Annotated in this window: 26 protein-coding genes; 9 read left to right on the top strand and 17 right to left on the bottom strand. The window is 57.4% G+C overall.

Features of this window, described 5'->3' with window-relative positions; all coding sequences use genetic code 11:
* Positions 1–17: 17 nt before the first annotated feature.
* From ACX3P5_RS18990 to ACX3P5_RS18970, 5 genes are read right to left on the bottom strand one after another with little or no spacing between them, the layout of a single operon-like run.
* Positions 18–518, bottom strand: a complete 501-nt coding sequence (locus ACX3P5_RS18990) for a YbaK/EbsC family protein (RefSeq protein WP_233985750.1) — start codon at positions 516–518, stop codon at positions 18–20.
* Between the two features lie 29 nt (positions 519–547).
* Positions 548–1,348: a 2OG-Fe(II)-dependent halogenase WelO5 family protein gene (locus ACX3P5_RS18985; protein ID WP_458969113.1), complete on the bottom strand. Its 801-nt coding sequence runs from the start codon at positions 1,346–1,348 to the stop codon at positions 548–550.
* 5 nt (positions 1,349–1,353) lie between these two features.
* A complete protein-coding gene (locus tag ACX3P5_RS18980) occupies positions 1,354–2,061 on the bottom strand; it encodes a class II glutamine amidotransferase (RefSeq protein ID WP_458969112.1) in 708 nt (235 codons plus the stop codon).
* On the bottom strand, positions 2,049–3,323 hold the full coding sequence (locus ACX3P5_RS18975) for an ATP-grasp domain-containing protein (RefSeq protein WP_336757019.1): 1,275 nt from the start codon (positions 3,321–3,323) through the stop codon (positions 2,049–2,051). Before ACX3P5_RS18975 ends, ACX3P5_RS18980 begins: the two co-directional genes overlap by 13 nt.
* Positions 3,324–3,340: 17 nt before the next feature.
* Positions 3,341–4,807, bottom strand: a complete 1,467-nt coding sequence (locus tag ACX3P5_RS18970) for a hypothetical protein (RefSeq protein ID WP_458969111.1) — start codon at positions 4,805–4,807, stop codon at positions 3,341–3,343.
* 227 nt (positions 4,808–5,034) lie between these two features.
* Between ACX3P5_RS18970 and ACX3P5_RS18965 the strand changes: the two genes are divergently transcribed.
* Entirely contained in the window at positions 5,035–6,486 is a 1,452-nt protein-coding gene (locus ACX3P5_RS18965) for an aminotransferase-like domain-containing protein (RefSeq protein WP_233985755.1), read from the top strand.
* Here the strand turns inward: ACX3P5_RS18965 and ACX3P5_RS18960 are convergent.
* The 5 genes from ACX3P5_RS18960 to ACX3P5_RS18940 all read right to left on the bottom strand — a co-directional run bounded on the left by ACX3P5_RS18960 (position 6,483) and on the right by ACX3P5_RS18940 (position 11,911).
* Positions 6,483–7,733 (bottom strand): valine--pyruvate transaminase, encoded by a 1,251-nt coding sequence (locus ACX3P5_RS18960; RefSeq protein ID WP_458969110.1) that lies wholly within the window; start codon positions 7,731–7,733, stop codon positions 6,483–6,485. The genes ACX3P5_RS18965 and ACX3P5_RS18960 overlap by 4 nt on opposite strands.
* An 81-nt stretch (positions 7,734–7,814) precedes the next feature.
* A complete protein-coding gene (gene ghrB / locus ACX3P5_RS18955; RefSeq protein WP_458969109.1) occupies positions 7,815–8,789 on the bottom strand; it encodes a glyoxylate/hydroxypyruvate reductase GhrB in 975 nt (324 codons plus the stop codon).
* Positions 8,790–8,872: 83 nt separating this feature from the next.
* Entirely contained in the window at positions 8,873–10,156 is a 1,284-nt protein-coding gene (locus ACX3P5_RS18950) for an MFS transporter (protein ID WP_233985758.1), read from the bottom strand.
* 33 nt (positions 10,157–10,189) lie between these two features.
* Positions 10,190–11,155, bottom strand: coding sequence for a sugar kinase (locus ACX3P5_RS18945; protein WP_233985759.1), 966 nt, complete (start codon positions 11,153–11,155; stop codon positions 10,190–10,192).
* Between the two features lie 9 nt (positions 11,156–11,164).
* Positions 11,165–11,911 carry a sugar phosphate isomerase/epimerase family protein gene (locus ACX3P5_RS18940; protein ID WP_458969108.1) on the bottom strand — a complete coding sequence of 249 codons (747 nt, stop codon included), beginning with the start codon at positions 11,909–11,911 and terminating at the stop codon, positions 11,165–11,167.
* Positions 11,912–12,313: 402 nt separating this feature from the next.
* Here ACX3P5_RS18940 and mchS3 point away from each other — a divergent pair, with 402 nt between their 5' ends.
* Positions 12,314–12,715: an MchS3 family protein gene (gene mchS3, locus ACX3P5_RS18935; protein ID WP_458969107.1), complete on the top strand. Its 402-nt coding sequence runs from the start codon at positions 12,314–12,316 to the stop codon at positions 12,713–12,715.
* A gap of 13 nt (positions 12,716–12,728) precedes the next feature.
* Positions 12,729–12,932, top strand: a complete 204-nt coding sequence (locus ACX3P5_RS18930) for a hypothetical protein (protein WP_458969106.1) — start codon at positions 12,729–12,731, stop codon at positions 12,930–12,932.
* Positions 12,933–13,182: 250 nt separating this feature from the next.
* Here the strand turns inward: ACX3P5_RS18930 and ACX3P5_RS18925 are convergent, their stop codons facing one another.
* The 4 genes from ACX3P5_RS18925 to ACX3P5_RS18910 all read right to left on the bottom strand — a co-directional run bounded on the left by ACX3P5_RS18925 (position 13,183) and on the right by ACX3P5_RS18910 (position 16,749).
* Positions 13,183–14,208: a LacI family DNA-binding transcriptional regulator gene (locus ACX3P5_RS18925; RefSeq protein WP_458969105.1), complete on the bottom strand. Its 1,026-nt coding sequence runs from the start codon at positions 14,206–14,208 to the stop codon at positions 13,183–13,185.
* Positions 14,209–14,280: 72 nt separating this feature from the next.
* Positions 14,281–15,261 carry a LacI family DNA-binding transcriptional regulator gene (locus tag ACX3P5_RS18920; RefSeq protein WP_458969104.1) on the bottom strand — a complete coding sequence of 327 codons (981 nt, stop codon included), beginning with the start codon at positions 15,259–15,261 and terminating at the stop codon, positions 14,281–14,283.
* Positions 15,262–15,409: 148 nt separating this feature from the next.
* Complete coding sequence (locus ACX3P5_RS18915) at positions 15,410–16,072, bottom strand: OmpA family lipoprotein (RefSeq protein ID WP_233985763.1); 663 nt, start codon at positions 16,070–16,072, stop codon at positions 15,410–15,412.
* 116 nt (positions 16,073–16,188) lie between these two features.
* Entirely contained in the window at positions 16,189–16,749 is a 561-nt protein-coding gene (locus ACX3P5_RS18910) for a DNA-3-methyladenine glycosylase I (protein ID WP_233985764.1), read from the bottom strand.
* Positions 16,750–17,002: 253 nt separating this feature from the next.
* Between ACX3P5_RS18910 and ACX3P5_RS18905 the strand changes: the two genes are divergently transcribed.
* The 6 genes from ACX3P5_RS18905 (at position 17,003) to ACX3P5_RS18880 (ending at position 22,697) form a co-directional block, all read left to right on the top strand.
* Positions 17,003–17,632: an autotransporter gene (locus tag ACX3P5_RS18905; protein WP_458969103.1), complete on the top strand. Its 630-nt coding sequence runs from the start codon at positions 17,003–17,005 to the stop codon at positions 17,630–17,632.
* A gap of 75 nt (positions 17,633–17,707) precedes the next feature.
* Positions 17,708–18,382, top strand: coding sequence for a hypothetical protein (locus tag ACX3P5_RS18900; RefSeq protein WP_458969102.1), 675 nt, complete (start codon positions 17,708–17,710; stop codon positions 18,380–18,382).
* Positions 18,383–18,492: 110 nt separating this feature from the next.
* Complete coding sequence (gene dnaT, locus ACX3P5_RS18895) at positions 18,493–19,029, top strand: primosomal protein DnaT (protein ID WP_458969101.1); 537 nt, start codon at positions 18,493–18,495, stop codon at positions 19,027–19,029.
* Positions 19,029–19,769 (top strand): DNA replication protein DnaC, encoded by a 741-nt coding sequence (gene dnaC, locus ACX3P5_RS18890; RefSeq protein WP_233985768.1) that lies wholly within the window; start codon positions 19,029–19,031, stop codon positions 19,767–19,769. The genes dnaT and dnaC overlap by 1 nt, the downstream gene beginning before the upstream one ends.
* 155 nt (positions 19,770–19,924) lie before the next feature.
* A complete protein-coding gene (locus ACX3P5_RS18885; RefSeq protein WP_233985769.1) occupies positions 19,925–21,436 on the top strand; it encodes a sodium:solute symporter family protein in 1,512 nt (503 codons plus the stop codon).
* A gap of 127 nt (positions 21,437–21,563) precedes the next feature.
* Positions 21,564–22,697, top strand: coding sequence for an ROK family protein (locus ACX3P5_RS18880; RefSeq protein ID WP_458969100.1), 1,134 nt, complete (start codon positions 21,564–21,566; stop codon positions 22,695–22,697).
* 33 nt (positions 22,698–22,730) lie between these two features.
* On the opposite strand, the gene ACX3P5_RS18875 is transcribed toward ACX3P5_RS18880, so the two are convergent.
* From ACX3P5_RS18875 to ACX3P5_RS18865, 3 genes are all read right to left on the bottom strand, one after another.
* Positions 22,731–24,182 carry a sugar porter family MFS transporter gene (locus tag ACX3P5_RS18875; RefSeq protein ID WP_336757031.1) on the bottom strand — a complete coding sequence of 484 codons (1,452 nt, stop codon included), beginning with the start codon at positions 24,180–24,182 and terminating at the stop codon, positions 22,731–22,733.
* Between the two features lie 556 nt (positions 24,183–24,738).
* A complete protein-coding gene (locus tag ACX3P5_RS18870; RefSeq protein ID WP_458969099.1) occupies positions 24,739–25,200 on the bottom strand; it encodes a hypothetical protein in 462 nt (153 codons plus the stop codon).
* The gene (locus tag ACX3P5_RS18865; protein WP_233988240.1) at positions 25,145–25,465 is read right to left on the bottom strand and encodes a polymorphic toxin type 44 domain-containing protein; all 321 of its coding nucleotides are present in this window, start codon (positions 25,463–25,465) and stop codon (positions 25,145–25,147) included. The genes ACX3P5_RS18870 and ACX3P5_RS18865 overlap by 56 nt, the downstream gene beginning before the upstream one ends.
* Positions 25,466–25,550 lie beyond the last annotated feature (85 nt).

Genomic DNA, 25,550 nt, shown 5'->3' with positions numbered 1-25,550 from the left:
TTACTCCTTGTGCCGCCTCAGGCGGTGACCGCCACCGGCGTCGCGATATCCACACAGCAGTCGTCACCAACAATGCGAAAATAGTCCTCTACTGCCAGCGCAATCGACTTCTCCAGCGCGCCCGCGTTAAACCACAAGGTCCCGACCTGTTGCAGCCGCGTATCGACCCGCAGCGCCAGCCGGTCATCAAAACTAAACGGCGGCACCGCGCCCATGACGCAGTCGGTCAGCGCCTGCGCCGTCTCCGGCGCGGCGAAGGCGGACTTCTTGCCACCGATAGCGCGCGCCGCGCTTTTAAAATTGATCCGGCAGTCGCCCGGCACAATGGCCAGCAGGTAACGCGCTTCCGCGCCTTCCGGCATGCTGACCTCCAGCACCATCGCTTTGGCCGCCTGATTGAGCGCGTTACCGCGCATCTGACTGATCAGATCGGTCTGGCCCACCGCCTCATGCTCCACCACGCGGTAGTTCGCCTGATGCTGATCCAGCAGCGCGATAATTTTTTCAAACGTCGTCATTTCCCTCTCCTTCTCTGGCGCAACCTGAATCAACTCCAGGCGATAGCGTGCTTCATTTTTTTATCGGTCAGGCCGAAAAAGAAGCCCATAGTGATGCGGGTATCGCCTTCAACCCGGTCGATTTCGTGATAAAAGGCGGGGTTAAACAGGTAGATATCGCCGCTGCGTGGCGAGAACTCACAGGTTTCACTGCCCGCGATCACGCCGCTGCGGTAGCCCAGTTCACCTGGCGTTTTGAACTGCTCATCCTCCGGCGACCATTTTTTGTTGTAGATGCGCAGCGCGCCGCCCGCGTTGCACTCCTGCAGGCAGACCACGCAGCTGAGCTGATGCAGGATCTGCGTCACCACCAGACCGCTGCTGGCGGCATCGCGCACGATGTTGTCGTTATGCAGCGGATTCGCCACACCGTCGGCATGAAAGCGCACGATTGAACCGGCATAGTCACCGCGGCCCGGCTCGTGCGCGGTGCGCAGGCTCTCCAGCCGCAGCGCATGTTGCACCCAGTGGTAGATCTGTTCGCGCAGAACGCTCAGTGACGGCGGCAGCGACGGCTGAATGTCGCGCAGTTCCGTAAAATAGTTGTCCGGCGCGGCCGTGTGTTTTGCCAGATAAGGACCCAGCGTCGTCAGCGCGCCGTTGGGATAGTGAGAGACGCGAATCTTCTCCCGGCAGCGCTGGAGATCCGCCACCACCGACTCGCGGACGTCCGGCGTGAGGAAGTTACGCAGCACCAGCAACGGCACCCGTGCCGTCACGATGTCATCCAGCCAGGTCGACTCCACAAACATGTTGGGATTAATCACGCGGAACTGATTGAAAATAGCCATGTTTCTCACTCCCTAAACGGTATTTCATAGAGTTCATGATTGTTCATGCGCCGCCAGTTGCCAGCGCTGCCTGGTATTGCCACCGGTTCAGACGCGATCAGCGTACAATCGTCCTGTTGCCGAAAATGCATCGTGAAATAGTCGGGATACGGCGTATCGTCGGGATGCCACTGCCACACCCAGGCCTTGTCGCGGGTAACCACAATGGCATTGCCGGCGCTGCCGCCCGGCTCAACCTGCGCCATTTTTGCCCGCAGGTAGTCGCGGGTGAAATCGGCCGGGGTGATCTGATCCACCAGATAGCGCAGATACTCTTCCGAATCGAAGCGTGATTCCGTCAGGCCAAGCTGGCGATAAACCGTCGGCAGGTAGCCGTTGTGCATCATGTACCAGCAATGTTCCGCGCTGTTGCGCCACAGCGGATGAGAAAATTCCAGCCCCTGATTTTTACTCAGCGTCGCGTGGCGCACATGTACCGCCAGAAAGCGGCTGCGCAGCCGATCGACATCAATGCCCGGCAGCGCGTCGGCGAATGCGCCGGTGCCGTGTAGCGTGCGGATCTCGCCCTTCTCCAGCCACAGACAGCCCCAGCCGTTAGGATGTTGTTTAATCGGGCCATCATGAGTGGCGCTCTCGCCGCAGCTCATGGCACGCGCCGCTTCCAGAATCGCCGCGCTATCGAACCGGCCATGCGCCAGAATCATTCTGCACATACAATATTTCTCCCTGCCGCCGCGGGCTGCGCGGCGATCACCTGATGAAAGGCCGCCAGAATCGGCTCACGCGCTGCCGCCGTCAGGCAAAAGGTCGCCAGAATGCCCGCGTGACGGGTCAGATCGGCATACAGTGACGATCGCGGTGACACCTGCAGCGTCGGCAGCCTGAGGGTCGGCATCAGCTGGCCCTGCTGATGCTGCTCAATCCAGCGCTCAGCCGCCTGCAACTGCGCCGGCTGCCGTAACCGCAGCTGACCCACCGCCCGCGGCGCGGTGAAGGCAAAGGCCGGTAACACCGCGCCCGCCTCCAGGCCAAAGGTCACCTCTGCCCAGTCGATGCCGGTCGCCTCCTGCACCAGCGTCGCCACGCCCATACCGGAAAGGCGGAAGCCCATCTCCAGAAAGTGCGGAATACCGTTCACCAGAATGAAATCGATATGAAAAGCGCCCTGACGATAGCCAAAGGTTTCACAGCAAAAGGCCATCAGGCTGGTGAACGACGGCGGCAGCGTGGCGGCGGCCAGCGCCACATGCCCCGACTCACAGAAGCTGACGCAGCCGTCGGCGTCACGATGCTGTTCAATCACCTTATGACAGCAGGTCAGCGCCTGCGGATGTCCCTGATGCACCACGCCCTGTAACGAAAACTCATCGCCCGCTAATCCGCTTTCCACAATAAAACCGCTGAAGCCGCGTCCGCCGTAGTTCATGGTCTGAACCAGTTTGTTCACTACGCTGCACAGCTGCTCAGCCCGCTCAATCAGCCAGATCCCCAGGCCGCCGCCGCCATCCACCGGTTTCACCACACAGGGATAGATCAGCGCCTCTTTCGCATCCAGAATGCTGAGCGGCGAGGCGAAAAAGCGAAACTCCGGCTGCGGAAAGGCGGGCCAGGCTTTTTTCAGCGCCATACGCTGTGCATATTTATCCAGCGGAATAAACGCGGCGGGCGCATCGGGTCCGGCCAGCATTTCCCGGACCCGTCCGGCACTAGCGTTGTAGGCTTCAAAGCCAGCCAGCACCACCTGCGGATGCGACAGCAAACCGGCGTGCAGATAGGCCTGCATCACCTCCCACGGATTTTCCGGCCGATCGAGGCGAACGATCAGATCAAACGGCAGCGTCAGACTCAGCGACTGGTAATCGACAAAGTCACCCATCTCCGCCAGCACGGTAAAATATCCCTCGCGCTTCGCCACCGCACAGTAGGGATTCTGTCCGTCACGGGTCGCGCCAATCTGCAGAAAAATCTTTTTCATCGCCTCGCCTTACCGGACTATCGCCCGGAAATGATTTCGGTCACGGTATCGTTCAGCACACCGTTGTTCACCTGAATCACTGCTTTGTGGGGATCAAAACGCAGTACGCGCGACAGCGGATCGGCGCTTTTGCCGTCCAGCAGCGAACTGACCGGCAGGCTCTGCCAGCAGTGGCGCATCTGCGCCAGCGTCATGCCGGAAAGCCGAGTTAACTGCTGCGCCAGCACGCTATCGTCGCTGCGGTTCTCCAGCAGATCGCGGATTGCCGCCTCGTCCAGCGTCAGTTGCTGCTGGCTCAGCCAGTGGCCGAGCTGTTGTCCCTGAGCGAGAAACGGCGAGTAAATCATGCAGACCAGCTGCTCTTCACTGAGATCGAACGCCTCGATGGCGAAAGCCGCCGCCCGCTGGCGCTGGCGCTGGATCGCCGCATCATCCTGATAACGCGCCGCCATTTCATCGATCAGCGACGGTGGAAAATCTTTCTGCACCATTAAGCCAAGGGCAAAGCGCACATATTCACGGATGCCTTCGGCGTAATTGCGCTGCAACAGGGTTTCCGCCCGCAGCCCGCGCAGGTGGGCCATCAGGGTCGGGTTACCGCAGTCTGATTCGGAGAAGCTGAACATCAGCTCATCAAAACGGAAGCGCATAAATTCACTGAGCAGCGCCCAGTGCGCGCCCGCTTCATAGGCGGTGTCCTGATAGATATTGAAAAACAGCGGATCGCGCGCCAGCTGATGGGTGATGCGATGCGCCGGTGTCAGTTGATCGGCACCATAGATTCGGCTGCCATAGCGTTCGGCGACGCCATCCAGCGTCTGCAGGAAACCACTGAAACCGCGGCTTTTGTCGGCCACCGGCGCATCAAACAGCCGCGACAGATGCCGCGCCCAGGCCACATAGGCCGCCTGTTCCTGGGGTGAATCGCCAGTGATGATCACATCCACACCCCCGTCGTAATCCGCCGCCAGGCCAAAGGAGTTCACCATGCTGAGGTTGCAGGCGTTACAGAACGTGGAGCGCCCATCCGCACGAAACCGGTGGCCGTTCATCAGCACATCGCTGCGATTCTGCTGCCGCACGGCATCCGGCATCGGCAGATGCCGGGCAAACGGGCGAATCTGTAAGCCATCCACCACCAGACACTCCGCCAGCGGATCGTCATGCATCGCCAGCGATTGATAAACCCGGTTGATGTTCTCCATCACGCTGTCATTCATCGCCGCATGGCGGTTGGTGCTGACGCGCAGGCGAAAGGTAGTCCCGCGCTGTTGCCAGAGAATGCCCTGGATATAACGAACATAGGCCACCATGTAGCTGCTGTCTTTTCCCCCGCCATAGGCGAGCAGGACACGATTATTTTCAAGCTGCTGCCGATCGGGTAACGCCGCCAGCAGACGAGCAGAACAGCGCTGAGCAGAGTCGATGATGGCGGGCGAAAGGTATGCTTCAATCTCCTTCATCATGGTGGTCAGATTATTCATTTTTCACTTTTTCCTTACGCGAATAGAATCACTCAATGGCCTGAACGTCTGGGATCACAGCGGTCGGCCTGGGCGGATGACGATCACGCTCAGCACACCTCTCAGACACACGCCAGTCCTGGCGAGAGGTCCGTTTAGCGTCATGAATAATTAAGAGATGCAGCCTAAAGTACTTTGAATGTACTCTGTTGAATATGCACAGATCAGCGCGATATGGGGTGGAACAGATGGCCGAAGTTGTCGGGGAACAGGAGAGTCAGAGCAGCCGTTACCGCCAGATAGCAGAACAGATCAAGCAAGCTATTCATGCCGGTACGCTGGCACCCGACAGCCGTCTGCCGTCGGTGCGGACGCTGGCAACGCAGTATAACGTCAGCCTCACCACCGCCCTGAAAACATTACGTACGCTGGAGGATGAGCGCTACGCCGTGGCCCGGCCTAAATCGGGCTTTTTTGTCGCACCACAGCGCCATCGGCCGCCTCAGTTGCCCGCCGTCAGTGAACAGCCGCGCGCCATCGCCCCGCTTGATGAACAGACTGAGCTGCACCTGGCGATGCTCGGTTCCGACTGCCGGGTACGGCTCGATCTGGCCAATGGCGACAGCGCGCTCTATCCGGTGAAGAAGCTCGGCTTACTGATGCGTCAGATGGGCTACAGCAAACCTGCGCTGCTCGGTAACACCGTCAAAGGCACCGGCTATGCGCCGCTAAAAGTGGAGATCGCCCGGCGGGCGGTCGATTACGGCTGCAATATCAGCACTGACGATATCCTGATCACCAACGGCTGCATTGAAGCGATCTCGCTGTCGCTGCGCGCCACCACCCAGCCTGGCGACGTGGTGGCGGTCGAATCGCCCTGCTATTTCGTGCTGTTGCAGATGCTGCATAACCTCAATTTGCGAGTGATCGAAGTCGAAGCCGGGCCGGAAGGCTATGTGAATGTCGCGAAGCTCACCGGACTGTTTCAGCGCAAAGCGGTGCGGGTATTTCTGACCCTGTGCAACATCAATAATCCGCTGGGCAAAAGCATCCCAAACGAGCAGAAAGCCTATATCGCGCGGCAGGCGGATGAAAACGATGTGGTGATCATTGAGGATGATATCTTTGGCGATACCGCTTTTGGTGAACGTCGCCCTTTCCCGATGCGCGCCTTCAGTCCGAACGCCATTCTGTGTAGCGGCTTTTCCAAAACCGTGGCGCCCGGCATCCGCATCGGCTGGGTACACAGCGTTAACTACATGCGCAAAATCGCCTCGCTGAAATATACCTCAACCATGGGCACCTCGGTGCTGTCGCAGGCGGCGGTGGCCGAGCTGCTGCGCAGCGGCGGCTACGACGCACATCTGCGTAAACTGCGGCGTGAGCTGGCGCAGCAAATCAGCGCCATGCGTCAGTCGGTGCTGCGGGAATTTCCGGCGGGAACCCGGGTTTCTGAACCGGAAGGCGGCTATGTGTTATGGGTAGAGATGCCGCCACAGGCGCTGAACGTGCGCGCGCTGTTTCTGAAAGCGCGCAATGCGGGCATCGGCATTGCGCCGGGCCATATTTTTGCCACCGATCAGCGCTACGATCACTGTTTCCGGCTCAACGCCGGTTTTGGCTGGAATGCGGAAGTGGAGCAGGCGATACAACAGCTGGCGCAGTGGTGCCAGCTGTCGTTAACCGGGCCGCAGGATTAGGCGTCGCGCCAGGCGATTTCGACCTCTTCGGCCAGAATCTGCACCGCCCGTTCGATGTTCTCCGCATCCGGCACGTAGTTCATGCGCATACATTGATGGGTGTGCGGCCATTCATGTTCCAGGCCCGGAAAGAAGAAGTGGCCCGGCACCATCAATACGCCGCGCGCTTTGAGCCGCTGGTAGAGCATTTCGGTGCTGATCGGCAGATCGCGGAACCAGAGCCAGAGGAAAATCGCCCCTTCCGGTTTGTGGATCAGGCAGCGCTCTTCCGACAGATAGCGGCGCAGGATAGCGATCGTCTGCTGCACCTTCTGCTGATAAAACGGCTTAATCACCTCTTCCGACAGGCGCAACAGATCGCCCCGGCGGATCATTTCACCGGCAATCGCCGGTCCGATGCTGCCAGGTGCCAGGCTGATGATGCCGTTCATATTGCTCAGCGCGCCGATGGTTTTCTCATCGGCGATGATAATGCCGCAGCGCGCGCCAGGCAGGCCGAGCTTCGACAGGCTCATGCAGAGAATAATGTTGGGATTCCACAGCGGGCGAACCTCACTGAAGATGATGCCGGGAAACGGCACGCCATAAGCGTTATCGATCAGCAGCGGGACGTCATGCTGTTGTGCCAGCGCATCGAGCTGCATCAGCTCATCGTCAGTGATCACGTTGCCGGTCGGATTGGTCGGACGCGACACGCAGATCAGTCCGACATCGTCATTCATCGGCAGATGATCGAAATCGACGTGATATTTAAACTGGCCAGCCGGCAGCAGTTCAATGTTCGGTTTGGCCGACACGAACATCCCCTCTTCCAGCCCGGCATCGGCATAGCCGAGATATTCCGGTGCCAGCGGGAACAGCACGCGCTTTTTGCTGCCGTCAGCCCGACGACCAGCGAACAGGTTAAACAGATAGAAGAAGGCGCTCTGGCTGCCGTTGGTCAGCGCAATGTTCTGCGCACTGATGGGCCAGCCCAGCCGATCGCGCAGCAGCTCTGCCAGCGACTCCAGCAGCGTCGCTTTGCCACGCGGGCCATCGTAATTGCAGAGCGCCTCGCTGAGCTTGCCTTCCTCGTGCATCTGCTGCAGCAGTTGCTGAAAGTAGTCGTTCATGGCCGGGATTTGCGCCGGATTGCCGCCACCCAGCATGATGGTGCCGGGCGTGCGCAAGCCCGCGCCCATATCTTCCATCAGACGTGAGATGCCGGAATGTTGGGTAAATTTGTCGCCGAACTGAGAAAAGGACATAGCGGTTAAAAATTTGTGATAGCGAATCGGGGGTCCACCATAACGCCCGCCATCGGCGGGCGCAATGGAAAGGCGCAGGGATTACTTCAGCGCCTGCGGGTTAACACAGTTTTTATCGACCTGACCGCTGAGCGCAGCGATCAGATTATCCACCGCATCCAGCATCATGCCGTAGCGGGTTTCATGCGTGGCGGAACCGATGTGCGGCAGCGTCACCACGTTAGGCAGCGACAGCAGCGGCGAATCAGTGGGCAGCGGCTCTTTCTCGAACACGTCCAGCCCGGCGGCGTGCAGTTTTCCCGCCTGCAGGGCCGCGATCAGTGCGTTTTCATCGACCACCGGTCCGCGTCCGGCGTTGATCAGCACCGCTTTCGGCTTCATCAGGGCGATTTGCTCTGCCCCGATCAGGTGGTGAGTCTGTTCCGTCAGCGGCAGGCTGATGCAGACAAAATCACTCTGTTTCAGCAGCGTCTCCAGCTCACAGCGTTCAGCGCCGAACCGCGACTGCGCTTCCTGATGTTCCCGCCGTGCGTTGTAGAGGATCTTCATGCCAAAACCAAAGTGGGCGCGCTGCGCCAGCGCCATCCCGATGCGACCCATGCCGAGGATACCCAGCGTTTTATGGTGTACATCGATGCCAAAGCGCTCCGGACCGATACTCTTCTGCCAGTTGCCCGCTTTCACCCAGGCATCCAGTTCCGGTACCCGACGTGCGGTGCTCAGCACCAGCGCCATGATGGTATCGGCAACGGTTTCGGTCAGCACGGTCGGCGTATGCATCAGCACGACGTGACGCTGGTTCAGCGCGTCGACGTCAAAATTGTCATAGCCAACAGAGACGCTGGAGCAGGCGCGCAGTTTTGGCATTTTCGCCAGCAGCTCGCCATTCACTTTTCCTCCTGAGCCCAGCAGACCTTCCGCCTGGGCCAGCGCCTCAGCGTGCTGCTGCTGGCTGGCGGGTGACAGGTCACTGATTTCAGTAATCTCAGCGTGCGCCGCCAGGCGGGCGCGCAGATCATCAGGCAGTTTTTTATACAGAATCACAGCGGGTTTCATTCAGTGGCTCCCGGTCATTAAAACAGTGACGGGCGGCGCTCGGGCCGCCCGGAAGATGAGGGCTAACGTCTGGGCTTACGCTTTCAGGCGTGTTTCGCGCCGTGCAGCGGTGGCGTCGTCTTGTTCTGCGCCGGTTTAACAATCAGTGTCAGCCACACCGACACCAGCAGCGCCGATCCCATAAAGATGTAGGACGCCGACGGGCTGCCGGTGGCACCATTAAGATAGCCGACAATCCACGAACCGATAAACGAGCCGAGCGCACCCATGCTGTTGATCAGCGCCATCGCCCCGCCGGAGACATTGCGCGGCAGCATCTCAGGAATGATGGCGAAGAACGGGCCGTAAGGGGCATACATCGCCGCACCGGCAATCACTAACAGAGTATAAGAGAGCCAGAAGTTGCCCGATCCCAGCAGATAAGAGCCGAGGAACGCCAGCGCGCCGATCAGCAGCAGTGGCCAGACAAACAGCTTACGGTTTTGCGTCTTATCAGAGGCCCACGACACCACCACCATCGCAATGGTCGCGGCCAGATAAGGCACCGCTGACAGCCAGCCCGCTTCGACCATCCCCATCTGGGTGCCGTTACGCAGAATTGACGGCAGCCACAGCACGAAACCGTAAACGCCAATGCTCCAGGCAAAATATTGCAGGCAAAGAATGATCACGTTGCGGTTACGGAACGCTTCGCTGTAGTTACGCACCGCTTTGATGTTGTCCTGCTCTTTCTGCAGTTCCGCCTGCAGTGCAGCTTTCTCGGCATCGCTCATCCAGCGCGCCTGCGCCGGTTTGTCCTGCACCATAAACCACCAGGCGATGGCCCAGACAACGGCCGGAATCCCTTCGAAAATAAACATTTCACGCCAGCCGAAGGATTCGATCAGGTAGCCTGACACCACCGACATCCACAGCACCGTCACCGGGTTACCGAGGATCAGGAAGGTATTGGCGCGGGACCGTTCAGATTTGGTGAACCAGTTACTGATGTAGATCAGCATCGCCGGCATCACCGCCGCCTCAACCACCCCGAGGATAAAGCGGATCGCCGCCAGCATCGGAATGTTGCTGACCACACCGGTCAGCGAGGCACAGCCGCCCCACAGGATCAGGCACCAGAAAATCAGTTTTTTAACGCTGCGGCGTTCGGCATAAATCGCCCCGGGGATCTGGAAGAAGAAGTAGCCGAGGAAGAACAGCGCGCCCAGCAGAGAGGACATGCCTTTGGTAATGCCGAGATCGTCGTTAATTCCCGCCGCCGAGGCAAAGCTAAAATTGGCGCGGTCGAGATAGGCCAGGCTGTAGGTGATAAACACGATGGGCATGATGAACCACCAGCGTTTTGGCGCGATTGTCTGCGTTTTCATCGAGAACTCCTGTGTCAATATGTGAGGCGCGGGCTACGCGTCGCCAAGTTGCTGACGCGTCGGCAGACCTTCGCTGTCGCCAATCACCTGAATCGCCATCGAACCAATTTTGTTACCGCGCTGAATCGCCTGCGGCAGGCTCAGGCCTTCCAGCAGCGCACTGATCACCCCAACGGCAAACCCGTCGCCAGCGCCCACGGTGTCGACCACGTTATCGACTTTAACCGCGGCAACCTGACCTTTTTCGCCTTCAGCGGTTTTATACCAGGCACCGTCACAGCCGGTTTTAATCACCACCGCTTTCACCCCTTTATCGAGGTAGAAATCGGCAATGGCTTCCGGCTGACGATAACCGGTCAGAATCAGCCCCTCTTTTTCACCCGGCAGCACCCAGTCGGCGTACTCCGCCAGCAGATTAAGCTGCTTACGCATCTCCTCTTCGCTGCGCCACAGCACCGGCCGCAGATTGGGGTCGAAGGAGATCGTTTTCCCGCGCGCGCGCATCTCTTTGGCCGTATGTTTCAGCAGTGCCAGCGAACTGTCGGAGATCGCCGCCGCAACACCGCTAAGATGCAGATGGCGGGCTGAGCCAAAATAGTCCGCGTCGAAATCCTCAACCGACAGATGGCTGGCCGCCGAGCCCTTACGGAAATACTCCACCAGCGGATCGGAGCCGTCATCGACTTTGGATTTTAGCTGGAAGCCGGTCGGATAGCGGTTATCGACCGTCACCTGGCGGTGATCGATACCCTCTTTCTCCAGTTGCTGACAGATAAAACGGCCAAAGGCATCATCGCCAACGCGACTGACCCAGCCCACTTTCAGACCAAGACGCGCCAGGCCGGTCGCCACATTCAGTTCGGCACCCGCTGCGCGTTTAATAAAAGTTTCTGCCGCTGCCAGATCGCCGGTTTCACGGGCGATAAACATCGCCATCGCTTCTCCGATGGTGACAACATCAAGCGGACCGTTGTGATGCGTAGTGTAATGCGTCGTCATCTTCACTCCTCAAACGTTGCGCAGCAGCGACACATAGTGGCGGGTGACCGCAATCAGATCGTCGCCTTCCAGCGGAAATTCAATGCCGCGCGGTGCCGTGGCGGGCAGCTGTTGCAGCAGCGCACGCCACGCATCACCGGCCTCATCAAGCGCAATCGCCCGGTAGCTGTCATGGTGTGGGATCGCCGCTTTCACATGCACATAACTGACCTGCGACGCCAGCCGTTGCGCGGCCTGCATCGCATCTTCGCCGGTCCAGCACCAGTTGCCCATATCAAACGTCATGCCGATCGGCAGCGCCGCCGCGCGGACCGCCGCAAAAAATTGCTCGCTGGGATCGAGCCTGCCGTGCTCCGTCTGATCATTTTCCACCGTCAGCGGCAGCGGCTGGTCTGCCAGCAGAGAGTGCAGTGACGCCGGAATCGTACCGTTGAAAGGGCCCAGCGCCAGTTTCAGACGTTGTGCGTTTAACTGGCGTGCTTCTTCAAAGTAGTGAGTTATGCGCGGATTTACGTCACCGCCGTCACAAAACAGCGTATCCGGCACCGAATAACTGGCGTGCAGCTGATGCTGCGCCACTGCGGCGGCCAGCGCCGGCAGATCGGCCAGCGTGGCGTCATCGAACAGTTCACGACGGATTTCGACACCGTCAGCGCCTGCCTGCTGGATAATCGGCAGCAGTGCGGTCTGACCGCCGAGTGCGGCAATCTGCGAATGGCCGTAAGCGGCAGTCACCACGATAATGTCAGGCTTCATGTTGTGCTCCATCGGGGCTTTTAGCTTAAGTTCTGTAAAAACCCTAGATGGAACCGGTTCCAAAGCAAAGCAGCAAAGGATGAAATTATGATCGTGCTCACGAAGCTAGCACGTAAACAGGTTCTGAGGGCCAAAAGTGCGGGATTTTACGCTAAGTGCATTTTTCAGGAGGTTTGATGAGTGAAAAAGACGAGGGTTTTACTTAATTTTATTGTCGAAGTCATTATCCATACCCTATCCATCGTTAAAAGCCAGTGATTGAGTTAACGTAAAACTGATCGTTAACGTTAAGGCTTTCTGTAATGAAAAGTACAGCGTCAGCGAATTAGCGTACTTTTGCATTCCATTGGATTTCAAATCACTTTATAGTCGGGACACGGATAACAAACGGATCTTCTACCGATGAAATGGAATTTAATACCTTTAATTGTTGTTACAGGCTTAACAACAGTCTCAGCTCAACCGCAGCAGGAAATACAAAAAGAACTATCCATCGTTAATTTATTTTCGATTGGCTTTAATGGTTTTGTCGCAAGAAAAATGCCGCAACAAATAATATACGAAAAAGCATTAACAGATAACAATTCCGTAAATATATTTCAAACGATAATAGAAGATGCAACATCCACTCCTGAAGCCAAGGCTTATGCCGCTTGCGGCCTTTGGGAGAAAAAACAATTAGACAAAATAAAAATAAAAAAAGAATATGAAGACTTGAGTGTCACGCTATTAACAGGCGACATACTCAAACAGGAACCTTTAGGAAAGGTTATTGGGAATATAATGTTACACGGATGCAAATAAAGGAGATTTAAAAATGAAAGACTTAGAAAAGAAACAAACAGAACTCGTTACGGGTGCAATGAATTTAAACGGCTTAAGAGAATCAATGAACACCATTAATCTTAATGGTGTCAATCAAGGATCATGGATTGATGCAGCAAACGTCTGCTGGAAGCCAGGCACACCATCAATCATCATGTTCCCTGGTGGATATTATATCCCTGGATTCCGTTTTTAATATCGACAGGAAGCCCATCCTGTATGGGCTTCTTTCATCTATCACATGATGCACCCTGATATGGCTGCTCTTTCATGACGTCATCATGTTGCTATTTCAGTCGCTGCAGATGACTTTCCATATTATGACGTTGCAATATCTGCCCAAACGGCTCTGGTGTTTCGCATGCTGACTCAGGTTTCTGATCTGCACGCTCAGCATCACGTTGTTCCTTTGGACTATTCCTGTAGATGAAAAGCAAATCTGAAATTCAGCCCAGAGGCTGGCTGGAACCGCGAACGATCAGTTCACCCGAGAAGACCTGCTCGCTGACCGGCAGATCGCTGCCTTCAATGCGGGCGATGACTCTTTCCAGCGCGCTGTAGCCAATCTGCCAGGTGGGCTGTTTCAGCGTGGTTATGCCGACGCCTGCCAGCGCGGCCCACTCCAGCTCGTCGAAGCCGAGCAGACCGATATCGCGGCCCCAGTGCAGATTGATGCGCTGCAGCGATCGCGCAACCTGCAAAGTCAGCGCACCGTTCGCCACCATTACCGCGCTGCGTTTGCCCGCATGGCGCTGGTGAAAGTCACGCAGCGCCTGATCCAGCGCGGCAGGCTGATGCAGCGCCAGCTCGGCGTTTTCATGCTGCACCTGCGGATGGGTCGCCAGCACCTGGCGGAAAGCCTGCAAACGTTCACGACGCGTATTGACGCTGCCCAGCGGCTCGCTGAGAAACAGCAGCGCCTCGTAGCCGTTATCGACCAGATGGCGCGTTGCTGTCTCCGCCGCTTCGGCATTATTCAGGCCCACTACGTCGCAGGGAAAATCGGGGATTTTGCGGTCAATCAGCACCATCGGCAGCAGGGATTGTTGCAGATGACTCAGCACCTCTTCACGCATCCCCACCGCGTTAACCACAATGCCTTCCACCTGATAGCTACTCAGCAGCTGCAGATAGTGCTGTTCCAGGTCCACTTCATTGTTGGTGTTACACATCAGCAGGGTGAAACCCTGTTCGCGGCAGGCCGCTTCAATACCGCTCATCACATCGACCGAATAGGGATTGGTAATGTCGGCGATGATCAGCCCAATCAGTCGGGTACGGCCACGCTTCAGGCCGCGCGCCATCTGGCTTGGACGATAGCTGAGGTCAGCAATGGCCTGCTCAATCCGGGCTTTGAGATCGGCTGACAGCAGATGCAGCTCGCCATTGAGATAGCGTGAAACGCTGGTTTTTCCGGTTCGTGCCGCGTGAGCAACATCGCTGATGGTGGCGCGAGGCGGCCTGATTTTCATGAAATATCCTGCAAAAGTAGAAACCAGGCAGAGACTAGCACAGCAACGTCCAGTCGCAAAAAAGCACGCCCGCTAGGCTGGCAAATGCAGCCAGGGCTGCCACAGCATCTGTAATTGCGACGGCGGCGTGCCATCCAGCAGCTGTAATACCATCTCCGCCAGCTGCTCGCCCACCTGTTGCTGCGCCGCCTGCCGAATGGTGATCAGCGGGTAATCGAGAATCGCATCCTGCGGTAGCCCGTCCCAGCCAATCAGCATTATGGCATCGTCGCCCTCTGCCCGTCCGGCCTGCTGCAGTGCGACCACGGCACCTTCCGCCAGCGGGCCGCAATCGGTAATGATGGCGTCGGGCGGATTCTGCTGTGCCAGCCAGGCACGGGTCTGCTGGTAGCCGGCACGCCGCGTCGCGGGTACCGCAGCCTGCGCATAAGGCGCGGTGGTACCGAGCGCATCCAGATAGCCCTGACGACGATCGCGTACCCCGGTACGGGGTTCATTGCTGCCGAGCCAGGCAATCTGCCCTTTTCCCTGTGACAGACAATAAGCAACTGCCAGTTGCGAACCGGCCGCATGGTCAACATCGAACCAGGCATAGTGTGGCGGCAGATCGCTGCGCCCCAGCGCCAGAAAGCGAAAGTCAGTCTGCAGCAGCGTGGAGAGCCGCCTGTCCTGCGGGGTGATATGGGTAACAACGATGGCATCCACGGCGCGACTGCGCAGCAGACGGGTCAGGAAGGGCTGGCTCTGCGGCTTATCCGCCAGCAGCAGCAGATCGATTTCATGGTAGGCAAGGCGTTGATCCAGCGCCAGCAACATCTCACTGAAGTGACCGTCGCTCAGCGGCGATGTCCCGATGGGATAGAGCAAACCAACCGCATTGGCGCGGCCGGTTTTCAGACGACGGGCGGCCGCGTTAGCCCGATAGCCGCGACGTTGCGCCTCTTCTTCAATCCGTTTACGGGTCGCCTGCGCGACATCCTGATACCCATTGAGCGCGCGACTGACCGTGGTGACAGAAAGCCCTAGTGCCGCAGCAATCGCTTTAAGTGACATAAGACACGACCCGCTGATCAATTTTTGATCAGACTACCATAAAGCCTGAAGTGGCTCTATGGATAGAAACCTTACTGGAACCTTTAACGTGCATCTTTACAGAAAAGGTCAGTGGCGTGAATGCGCCCCCGTTCGGGGGCGACAGCCATCAGCCGAGCGGGCTGAGGGTAATTTCTACACGACGGTTTTGCGCTTTTCCGGCCTCGGTACTGTTGCTGGCGACCGGATTATCAGGGCCTGCGCCCTGAGTACGCAGACGATTGCTGGCAACACCCTGGACGATCAGGGCGCTGGCGACGCTCTCGGCACGCTGCTGTGACAGACGCATATTCAGGGCGCGCGTTCCGGTGCTGTCGGTATAACCCACCACGTTTACCGCGGTTTTCGGATACTCTTTCAGTACCATTGAAACGCCGGTCAGGGTATTCGCGCCCGCCGGTTTCAGGTTGCTGCTGTTGGAGTCAAACGTCACGTTGTTCGGCATATTAAGAACGATGTTATCGCCTTCACGGGTCACGCTGACGCCCGTACCGCGCATCTTGTCGCGCAGCTTCGCTTCCTGCACGTCCATGTAATAGCCGACACCGCCACCCAGTGCTGCGCCGCCTGCGGCACCAATCAGCGCACCTTTGCCGCGATCTTTCTTCGAGGAGGAGAGTACGCCAACGCCAGCACCCACTAAGGCACCCAGACCGGCGCCCACGCCTGACTTACCCGCCTGCGATTCGCCGGTGTAAGGGTTGGTGGTACAGCCGGACAGGGCCAGGCTTCCGCTTAATAACAAGGTGACCGCGATTAATTTCTTCTGCATTTTTGTTCCCTTACGTTCGACACACAGGGGAAAAGCTCTCCCCATAATCGGCACGATTATGCCGCGTAACCGTCAGGAAAGGATAAGGGAAAGTCTTAAATTGCCCGCCGCGGCGCTTAAAGATTGTCAGGATGGCAAAAACAATCGGTCTGGTGATCGTTTATCAGCCCGCACGCCTGCATAAAGGAATAACAAATTGTCGGGCCGATGAATTTAAAACCACGCAGTTTAAGCGCCTTAGAGAGCGCAATGGCGTGCGCTGAGGTGGTGGGCGCCAGTTTGTAGTCAGGATAATGGTGGACAATTTGCGCGTTATCGACAAATTGCCAGACGAAGCGGGCAAAATCCTCGCCTTTCGCTTCCATCGCCAGAAAAGCCCGGGCGTTGGCGATAATGGCGGCAATTTTGCCGGGATGACGAATAATACCGCTGTTCTGCAGCAGCGCCGCAACATCCTGCTCGTCCATTAACGCGATCGCCTGCGGGTCAAAATGGTGAAACGCCGCACGGTAATTCTGCCGCTTTTTTAATACCGTGATCCAGGATAACCCCGCCTGCTGCCCTTCAAGGCAGAGCATCTCAAACAGCGCGCGCTTGTCGGTTTGCGCCACGCCCCATTCGGTATCGTGGTAGGTCAGATAGAGGGGATCCTGGGTTACCCAGCCGCATCGTTGCATTTTCGGATTCCTTATCGCAGAAAAATTTTATCGGGCCGCTTGATCTTAGAAACAATCGGTTAATAGTTAAACAACTGACAACAATATGATGATCGGTACTCTCACGACGAGTAAACAGGCTCACAAACCGGTGGTTAATCCAGACGCCCGGGAATAACTTCAGCCTCCGACTGGAGAGGGTATGGTGCAGAAAAGTGGGTGGAGAGGCCAGCGCTATCGGATACGCGCCTGGTGTGGTGCAGGACTTTTATTTTTGACGCAACCGACCTTTGCCTGGGGCGGCGACTTTGCTGCGCCCGCAATGACCGTAGCTCAACCCGATTACGACACTATTCTGGCAGAGAAAATCTCCCGCACGTCGCTCGACTTCAGCGATGAGAATCGCGCCCTGTTCGAGGCCGCGCTCAATTCACCGGCCAGCCTGCCGGTAGAACTGCACAGTGAAACCGGCACCGTTGGCAGTACGCCGCTGGGAAAACGCTATCGCGCCGGAGTGGAACTGCCGGTCGGCGAATCCCTTACCACCGGTCCGGTGGCGCAATATGCGGTCGATCCGCAGCAGATGGGCTGTCTGCAATGCGACTACAGCGATCAGCAGAGCCGTGAGCAGGTTGCCAGCGTCGGCTGGCGTGTCGATCTGCAGCAGGGATGGATTACGCCGTGGGCTCAGCTCAGCTACAGCCGTCCCCTGAACGAGTCGTCACAAAACGATCGGCGTGAGACGGCAATCGGTCCCCATCAGGAGAGCGGAATTGATCTGAGCGTGGGGGCACAGCTGCCGCTCAACCGTAATCTGGCCGCTTTCGCCTCGTTTTCACAAAACAGCGCGCTGAATAGTGATGAGCCGTTGCTGTATAGCCTCGGCCTCAGCGCCAGCTTCTAGGCGGGGCATAAAAAGAGAAAGGACGTCAGTCGTTTAAAATATAATGAGTCCGCTAATCATTATACTGGTAACACTATGCGCAACGATTTGACAATTATTGGCCGTGAAATCACGGTCTTCGTACTGGCAGCACTCTTTCTCGCCCTGATGATTTTGCCCATCTATATCGATGTGGCCTGGATGAACGATGCGCTGCACGAAACCTCTTTTACTGAAACCACCCAGGAAATTATGCTGGCGGTGATTGCCGCCCTGTTCTTTATCACTGCCCATCGCCGTCCGGCACAGCGCGGCGCGCTGACCTTAGTGGCGGGCTTCTACAGCTGTATGCTGATCCGCGAACTCGACTTTGTGTTTGATGCTATCCAGCACGGCAGCTGGATCTGGTTCGCGCTGGCGGTGACGGCCGGTTGTCTGGCCGTCGCGCTGCGGACGCCGAAAAAAACCCTGCACGCGCTGGCCAGGCTGCTGCAACACCGCAGCTGGCCGGTGATGGCCTCCGGCTTTCTGGTGGTGCTGGTCTTCTCCCGCCTGTTTGGCATTCATGCGCTGTGGCAGCATCTGATGCTGGGGGATTACAACCGCGTGGTGAAAAACATGGCGGAAGAGGGTACCGAGCTGCTGGGCTACGGCCTCTGCTGGCTGGCTTCAGTACGTTATTTATGGCAAACGCGCCCGGCGGCTGTCGCCGTCAGTACGACCCAGCCCGCCGCTGCCCGTCATACCTCTTCTCCGGTAACCTCTTACTGATAATGCTCGCGCTTTTTGAGCGATCCGCACCATTAAAAAAGGTACAATAAACACTTCTGCGTCGGCGGCTGTGCCCCGGCGCAAGGTGTTTGTTAACCTCAGGTCTTTTCATGTCAGTCAAAATCTTAACTTCAACGCTCATTGGCCTGGATGCCTTCCGCCAGGACCCGCTGACTGCGCTGCAGCAGGCGGAGAACGGTACGCTGGCGGTGTTAGAGGATTACGCGCCGGTGATGTACGCCATCACCCCGACGCGCCTGGCGCAGCTGCTGGCGCTGGAAGCCGCTGCCCGACAGCCGAATGATGTGGCGCTGGATGACAGCCTGTATGACGATGCGCCTGCGGCCATCTCTGCGCCGGTCGGTAAGTTCGCCATGTATGCTGGCTGGCAGCCCGACGCCGACTTTACCCGCCAGGCCGCCATCTGGGGCGTGGCGCTGAGCGAACCGGTAACCGCCACCGAGCTGGCGGCCTTTGTCGCCTACTGGCAGGCAGAAGGCCGGTTGTTTTACCATGTGCAGTGGCAACAAAAACTGGCGCGCAGCATTCAGATGAACCGCGCCGCCAACGGCGGGCAACCGAAGCGTGATATCACGCAGTTGCCTGACCCTGACCGTACCATTCCCGATGGTTTCCGAGGTGAGTGATGAAAACGCCGAACGATCTCTTTAGCCGTCTGAAAAGAATGATGCCTGCCGGCACCCGACCGAAATTTGCTAATGGCGAAGAGCTGCTGGCGTGGAATCAGGAACAGGGCCGCCTGCGCTCTGAAGCGATTGTGCGTGAAAACCGCGCCATGAAAATGCAGCGCATTATGGGCCGCTCCGGCATCCGTGAACTGCATATGAACTGCTCGTTTGATAACTACCGGGTGGAAAATGAGGGCCAGCGCAAAGCGCTGGATCTGGCGCGGCAGTATGCCGCCGAATTTGATGGCAGCATCGCCAGCTTTGTTTTTTCAGGCCGTCCCGGTACCGGCAAAAACCATCTGGCGGCGGCGATTGGTAACGATCTGATCCTGCGCGGTAAGAGCGTGCTGATCGTCACGGTCGCCGATCTGATGTCGAGCATGAAAGGCACCTTCAGCGGCAGCAGCGGCATTACCGAAGAGCGTCTGATTCAGGACCTCAGCAGCGTTGATCTGCTGGTAATTGATGAGATTGGCATGCAGAGCGAATCCCGCTACGAGAAAGTCATCATCAATCAGATTGTGGATCGCCGATCCTCCTCCAAGCGTCCGACCGGCATGCTTTCTAACCTCGACCATGCCGGTATGAACGCACTGCTCGGTGAGCGGGTGATGGACCGGATGCGGCTGGGTAACAGTCTCTGGGTGCGCTTCGACTGGGAAAGTTATCGCAGTCGGGTACGCGGCGACGAATATTAATTCCCTGCCCGTCCCGCCGGGCTGTCCACACGGCTGAGCCGCGTCTCCGCACTCAGCCGGCGTAACGCCGCCGGACCGATTTATCATCAGTCGCCCTGCTGTTGACCTGCCTGCGCCGCGTTGCGCGCCAGGCGGCAAACCGGGTGGAGTCCGCCATGAACCTGCTTGATTACGCTGTAATTGCGCTCTACGCGCTGATGATTGTGCTGATCACGCTGTGGGCGATGCGCAGAGTCGGCAATACCCGTGACTTCTTTACCGCCGGTGGCCGCATGCCCTGGTGGCTCTCTGGCATTTCCCACCATATGTCTGGCTACAGCGCCGCCGTTTTTGTGGCTTATGGCGCGGTGGCGTACAACATGGGCATTACCATCTGGTTCTGGTGGGCGCTGCCGATCTCGCTGGCGGTGTTGATCGGTTCTTCGCTGTTTGCCCCGCGCTGGGCCCGGCTGCGGGGTTATATGCAGATTGAATCTCCCACCGAGTATCTGCTGACCCGCTATAACCTGCCGACCCAGATGGTGCTGGCCTGCAGCGGCGTGCTGTTAAAAACGGTGGATGTCGGGGCGAAATGGGCCGCCATTGCGGTGATTATCAACGTCTTTACCGGCCTTGAACTGCCGGCTGGCATTGCCATTGCCGGCGGGCTGAGTCTGTTTTACAGCATCATCGGCGGCCTGTGGGCCGATGCCTGCAACGATTTTGGTCAGTTTCTGGTGCAGTTTGTCGCCGCGCTGGTGATGCTGGTGGCGGTTGGGCTGCAGCTCGGCGGCGCTGGCGCACTGTTGACGATCTGGGATCGGCTGCCGGCCAGCCATCTGCAAATCGTGCAGGGCCCTTACACCACCGGCTTTATCTTCTCCTGGCTGCTGATCCACACCCTGAGTTACAACGGCGGCACCTGGAATCTGGCGCAGCGGTTTATCGCCGCACCGGACGGACGCGAAGCGCGCAAGGCGGCGCTGCTGTCGGCGGCGCTCTATCTGATCTGGCCACTGATACTGTTCTGGCCGATGTGGGCCGCACCGCTGCTGTTTCCCGACCTGGCCGACCCGTCGCGTGCCTGGTCGATGATGGCGATGCAGTTACTGCCCAACGGTCTGATCGGACTGATGCTGGTGGCGATGTTTACCCATACGCTTTCCATGACCTCTTCTGACGCTAACGCCATTACGGCGGTAGTCACCCGCGATATTCTGCCTGCCGTCTGGCCGCGTGCTTTCCCGCGCGGCCAGAGTTCACTGCGGGTGGCGCGCTGTATTACCTTCCTGTTTATTATCACTACGCTGCTGATCGCCCTGAATGCCAGCCGGTTCGGCGGCGTACTGTCGCTGCTGATTATCTGGTTTGGCGGGCTGGTCGGCCCGATTTCAATTCCGATGCTGCTGGGCCTGCTGCCCGCTTTCCGTCGCTCTGGCAGCACCGCGGCGCTGGTCAGCTGGGCGACAGGCGTTGGCACCTTCTTCTGCGTACGCTTTGTAATCGACGACGCCAGTCTGGCGACCCAGGTAGCGGCGCCGGTGTTTTCCTCGTTGCTGTTGTTTACCCTGATGGGCTGGCTGCGTCGCTCGCCGGTCAGCCCGCAGGTTGATGCGCTACTGGAGGCGCTTAATCAGGATCGCCCCCTGCCGGCTGCCGCCCAGGAGCAACAGAAAATCCTGCGTTAAGCCTTTCTCGCCCGGCCAGCCAGCGGGATCTCACCTCGTTGTGTGAAACAGCGCGCAAAAGTGTGGGATGACGAACCGGCACAGGCTGATACACTGAATTATTCCTCCTCTGTTGGGTGAATCCGCCATGAAAGCAAACGGCAAAGGTCCCGCCTTACTGCGACTTAATAACCAGAAACGGGTGATGACCCAGTTGCGGAGACTGCGCGTCACTTCGCGCCAGGATCTGGCCCAGGCCTTATCGCTCAGCAAAAATACGGTCTCACTGATCATTGATGATTTGCTGGAGCAGGAGCTGATCGAAGAGCTGGGGCCGGTCAGCGTGGCTGCGGCCGGACGGCCCAAAATTGAAATTAGCCTGCGGCCAGAGAAGCTGAAAAGCGCAGGCGTGATGGTGGAACGCAATGTGATCCACTGGCGGGTCTGTGACTACTTTTCCCAGGTGCTGGCGGAACAGACGCTGCGTACTGATACCGAAAACCCGACCCGTCTGCTGGCCGAACTGGCGATGCTGTGCCGGGAACTGGCCGAAGGCTATCCCGATTTACTGGGTATCGGCCTGGGTTTTCCCGGCATTGTCGATCCCCGGCGCGGCTGGATGCATCTCTCTTCGCACCTCAACTGGCAGGATGTGGATCTGCTGACTGCGCTGCGTAAGCACGTCCGGTTACCGATCCGTATCATGAATAATGTGAAAGCGGCGGCACTGCTGGCGGTGCAGCAACGAGGTCTGTCAGTCGACAGCGGTCATTTTTATCTGCGTATCTCTGAGGGGATTGGCGGGGCACTGGTGCAGCACGGCGAAGTCTTTACCGGACACAGCTGGACCGCCGGTGAAGCGGGCCATCTGACGGTGCAGCCTGATGGCCCGCGCTGTAGCTGCGGCCGCCGCGGCTGCCTTGAGGCGTTGATCAGCCAGCCGGCAGTAAAACAGCAGCTGGCGCAGCGCCAGCCTGGCCTGAGCTGGCAGAACCGCGACAGTGCGCCGCGGATAGTGGATGAGGTGATGGCGCAGGCGGGCAGCTATCTGGGCCTGGCACTCAGCCAGATTATGCTGCTGCTCAATCCGGCGACCATCATGATTGATTGTCCATGGAATGCCAGCCCGGCCTTTTGCAAGGCGGTACGCGATAACACCCAGGCCAGCGCCCTGGCCTTTACCGCCGCGCACACCCAGCTGCTTTTTCTTGATAACCGCATCGATCCGGCCAACGGGCTGGCGCTGGCGGTGATTGAGCAGACCGAGCAGCGGGTCGGTTAAGCCGGATGATCAGGCAGCGTGAGCTGCCTTTTTTTATGATCGGACGTCACTAACCGGCACGCTGATCGCCTTATCCGCTTCGCGCGGGTCGATATTAAACTTCTCCAGTACGCGCGCATGGATTTTCTCCAGCGGGAGTCCGGCCGTTTCTGGCAGATAGCGAAAAGTGAAGAAGTACATACCCAGTGAAAACAGCGCAAACAGCAACAGCGGGAAACCGCCGTGGAACATTTCGAGCAGGAAAGCGTTGCTGTTGAGGATTGGGAACGTGGTACTGATAACAAAGTTTGCCATCGACATGGCGCAGATGGAGATGCCGACGCAGATTGATCGAATTTCGGTGGGAAACAGCTCGCCGAGTACGGTCCAGACGATCTGTCCCCAGGTCATGCCAAAGAACACCATGTAAGCAAACAAGCCCACCACCGCCAGCAGCCCCGGCAGTCGGTAATAGAACGCGATAAAGGTATAGGCGAGGAAAATGGCGGAGGTAATTGCACCCAGCAGCAACAGCTTACGCCGCCCGACCTTATCGATCAGCGCCATCCCCATCAGCACGCCGACAAACTGGCAGACCGACAGCCAGAACGTCTGCAGCAGCGCCGAATCAGTGCTGCCAGAGACATTTTTCAGCAGCGTCGGGCCGAAATACTGAATCACGTTGATGCCGCTGATCTGGTTGCCCACCGCCAGACCAATACCGATGATCAACAACGGCAGCGTGGTTTTATTCAGACGGAAGCGGGATTGATGACGGCTGGCCGCTTCATCAGAAAACGACTGTTTAATCTCATCGAATACGCTCGCTGCGTGTGCCGGGTTAGAAATTTTACTCAGGGTATCCAGCGCCTCTTTGTCTTTGCCTTTCAGTACGTTCCAGCGTGGCGACTCCGGGATAAAGGCAATGAAAAAGATGAACAGCGCGCACGGCACCAGCGCGGTAGCCAGAATGTAACGCCAGCCGATATCAACCATCGCCTCGGGCAGCATCGATTTATTGATGAAATAGTTAGTCAGCAGCACCACCGATTGTCCACCGACGCAGCAGACGGCGTAGAGCGCGCTGGTGCGACCGCGAAACTTCGACGGAGACAGTTCTGCCAGATAGATTGGCGAGATCACCGAGGCCAGGCCTATCGCTAATCCGCCAAGGATACGGAACGCGACAAAGGTGAAAAAGTTGTGGGCGATAGCGGTGCCGACCACCGAGGCGGTGAACAGCAACGCGGTAATGGCGAGTGATTTTTTGCGGCCAAATTTATCACTGAGCTTCGGGGCAATAAAACAGCCCACCAGGCTGCCCAGCAGGATGTTTGACACGGCCCAGCCGGTTTCAGCCGGGGTGAGTTGAAAATAGTCACTGAGCGGTTCGATGGCACCAGAGATAATCGATGAGTCGTAGCCCATCAGCAGACCGCCAAAGGCGGCGACGGTGCAACAGAGCATGACATATTTCATGTTGTAGCGTTTTTGCCGGGTTTCCATTTTTCAGGCTCCTGTTCTCTACTGCCTGAACCGGATCGGTTCAGAAAGAGGAGGTATGATTGTCCGTGGTTTAAGTGTTTCAGCGCTTGGGTACTAGTGAAATATATTTTCTAAATAAGAGAATTTGGATTAATTCTTTCGGAAGTGTGAGCCGCGTTGGAATTTTTTTGCGCGCGATGAGGAAAAACCATCATTAAATCTATTAATAATCAACATCATGAAACCTAACTGCGCCATTCACCTCACTATACGCATGATTGCGGCGGCGACGGTGGGTGCCGATAAGAAAGTGAAAAAGAGCAAGCCCTGTGAAAAAGCGCGCGAAATGAGACCGGAGAAGGCTGTTGCCATCCGGCTGATTTTTAAGGGTATGCGGGTCGGTGCAGAGAGCGGTTTGCGGCCGCCGGGCGGGCGGCGTCTCAGAATCAATGTCCCTGCCCGGCTGATGAAATATAATTTTCAGTCATGATACTTTCAGAACGAAAAACCGTTCTGGCTATTGGCGGTCTGTTTAAAAAGAGCTGCTCCTACAAAATGTCCTAAAGCCTTACCGCGCTCAGAAAGGTGAGGATGAGAGGTAAACCGGAACGGAATAGATTGCCCCGCCTGCCCGATAATCCGCAGGACTATGAAATGCATAAACGGTTCCTTTCACCGCCAAAAAGACCGCGTTATTGCTGATCTTCTTCAGGGCCTCTTTATCCGTGGTGATGATGAAAGGTGCATTATCATCATCGTTCAGACTTGCCATAAACGCGTTGTCATCTTTGGAGGCATCATACAAATAGAAGCGATACGAGAAGCCGGTAGTGGCACCGGCACTGGCTTGTGTGATGTAAAGATTCGCCAGGTTGTTTACCTTCTCTTTCCTGACCAACTCTTGCTTAAGCGGTGAGAAGTGCCACATCCGGTAAGCGCCGAAAACGGCCACGACCAGCAGCATCAGGAGAAGGTATCGCTTCTTAAAAGCCCGCACGTTTTGCATAATCAATGCCCGCCCTAATCCAATACTGATCATCAGGATCATCACCGTAAGGCGCTGAGCCTGTCCAGCTCCCCCAGGCTGGGTCAGCTGTTCCTGCCCTGCTTTGTGCCCATCCTGCGCCTCTGAGTAACACCTCATCGGTAATCCCGGCAGCATGACCAACAGCACCGTAATGAAAGTTACCGAAGTTTTCGAATTGCGGGCCGCGCTGTTTGTAATCCCATGGGCCATGTCCTCTCACCTGCTGATAAAACCATACATAGGTCAGCGCTGAGGGTCCGCGATGAAATCGCGCCATCATCATGTTATTGACAATGCTGACTCCAGAAGGTGTAAAAGAGGCGACATCATAGGGAGGATGAGGTGATGCAGCTAAAGTTGGG

The sequence above is a fragment of the Pantoea sp. S-LA4 genome (assembly GCF_054482835.1).
Note: the sequence above shows the minus strand (reverse complement) of the source record. Positions and strands in the feature narration are given on the sequence as shown.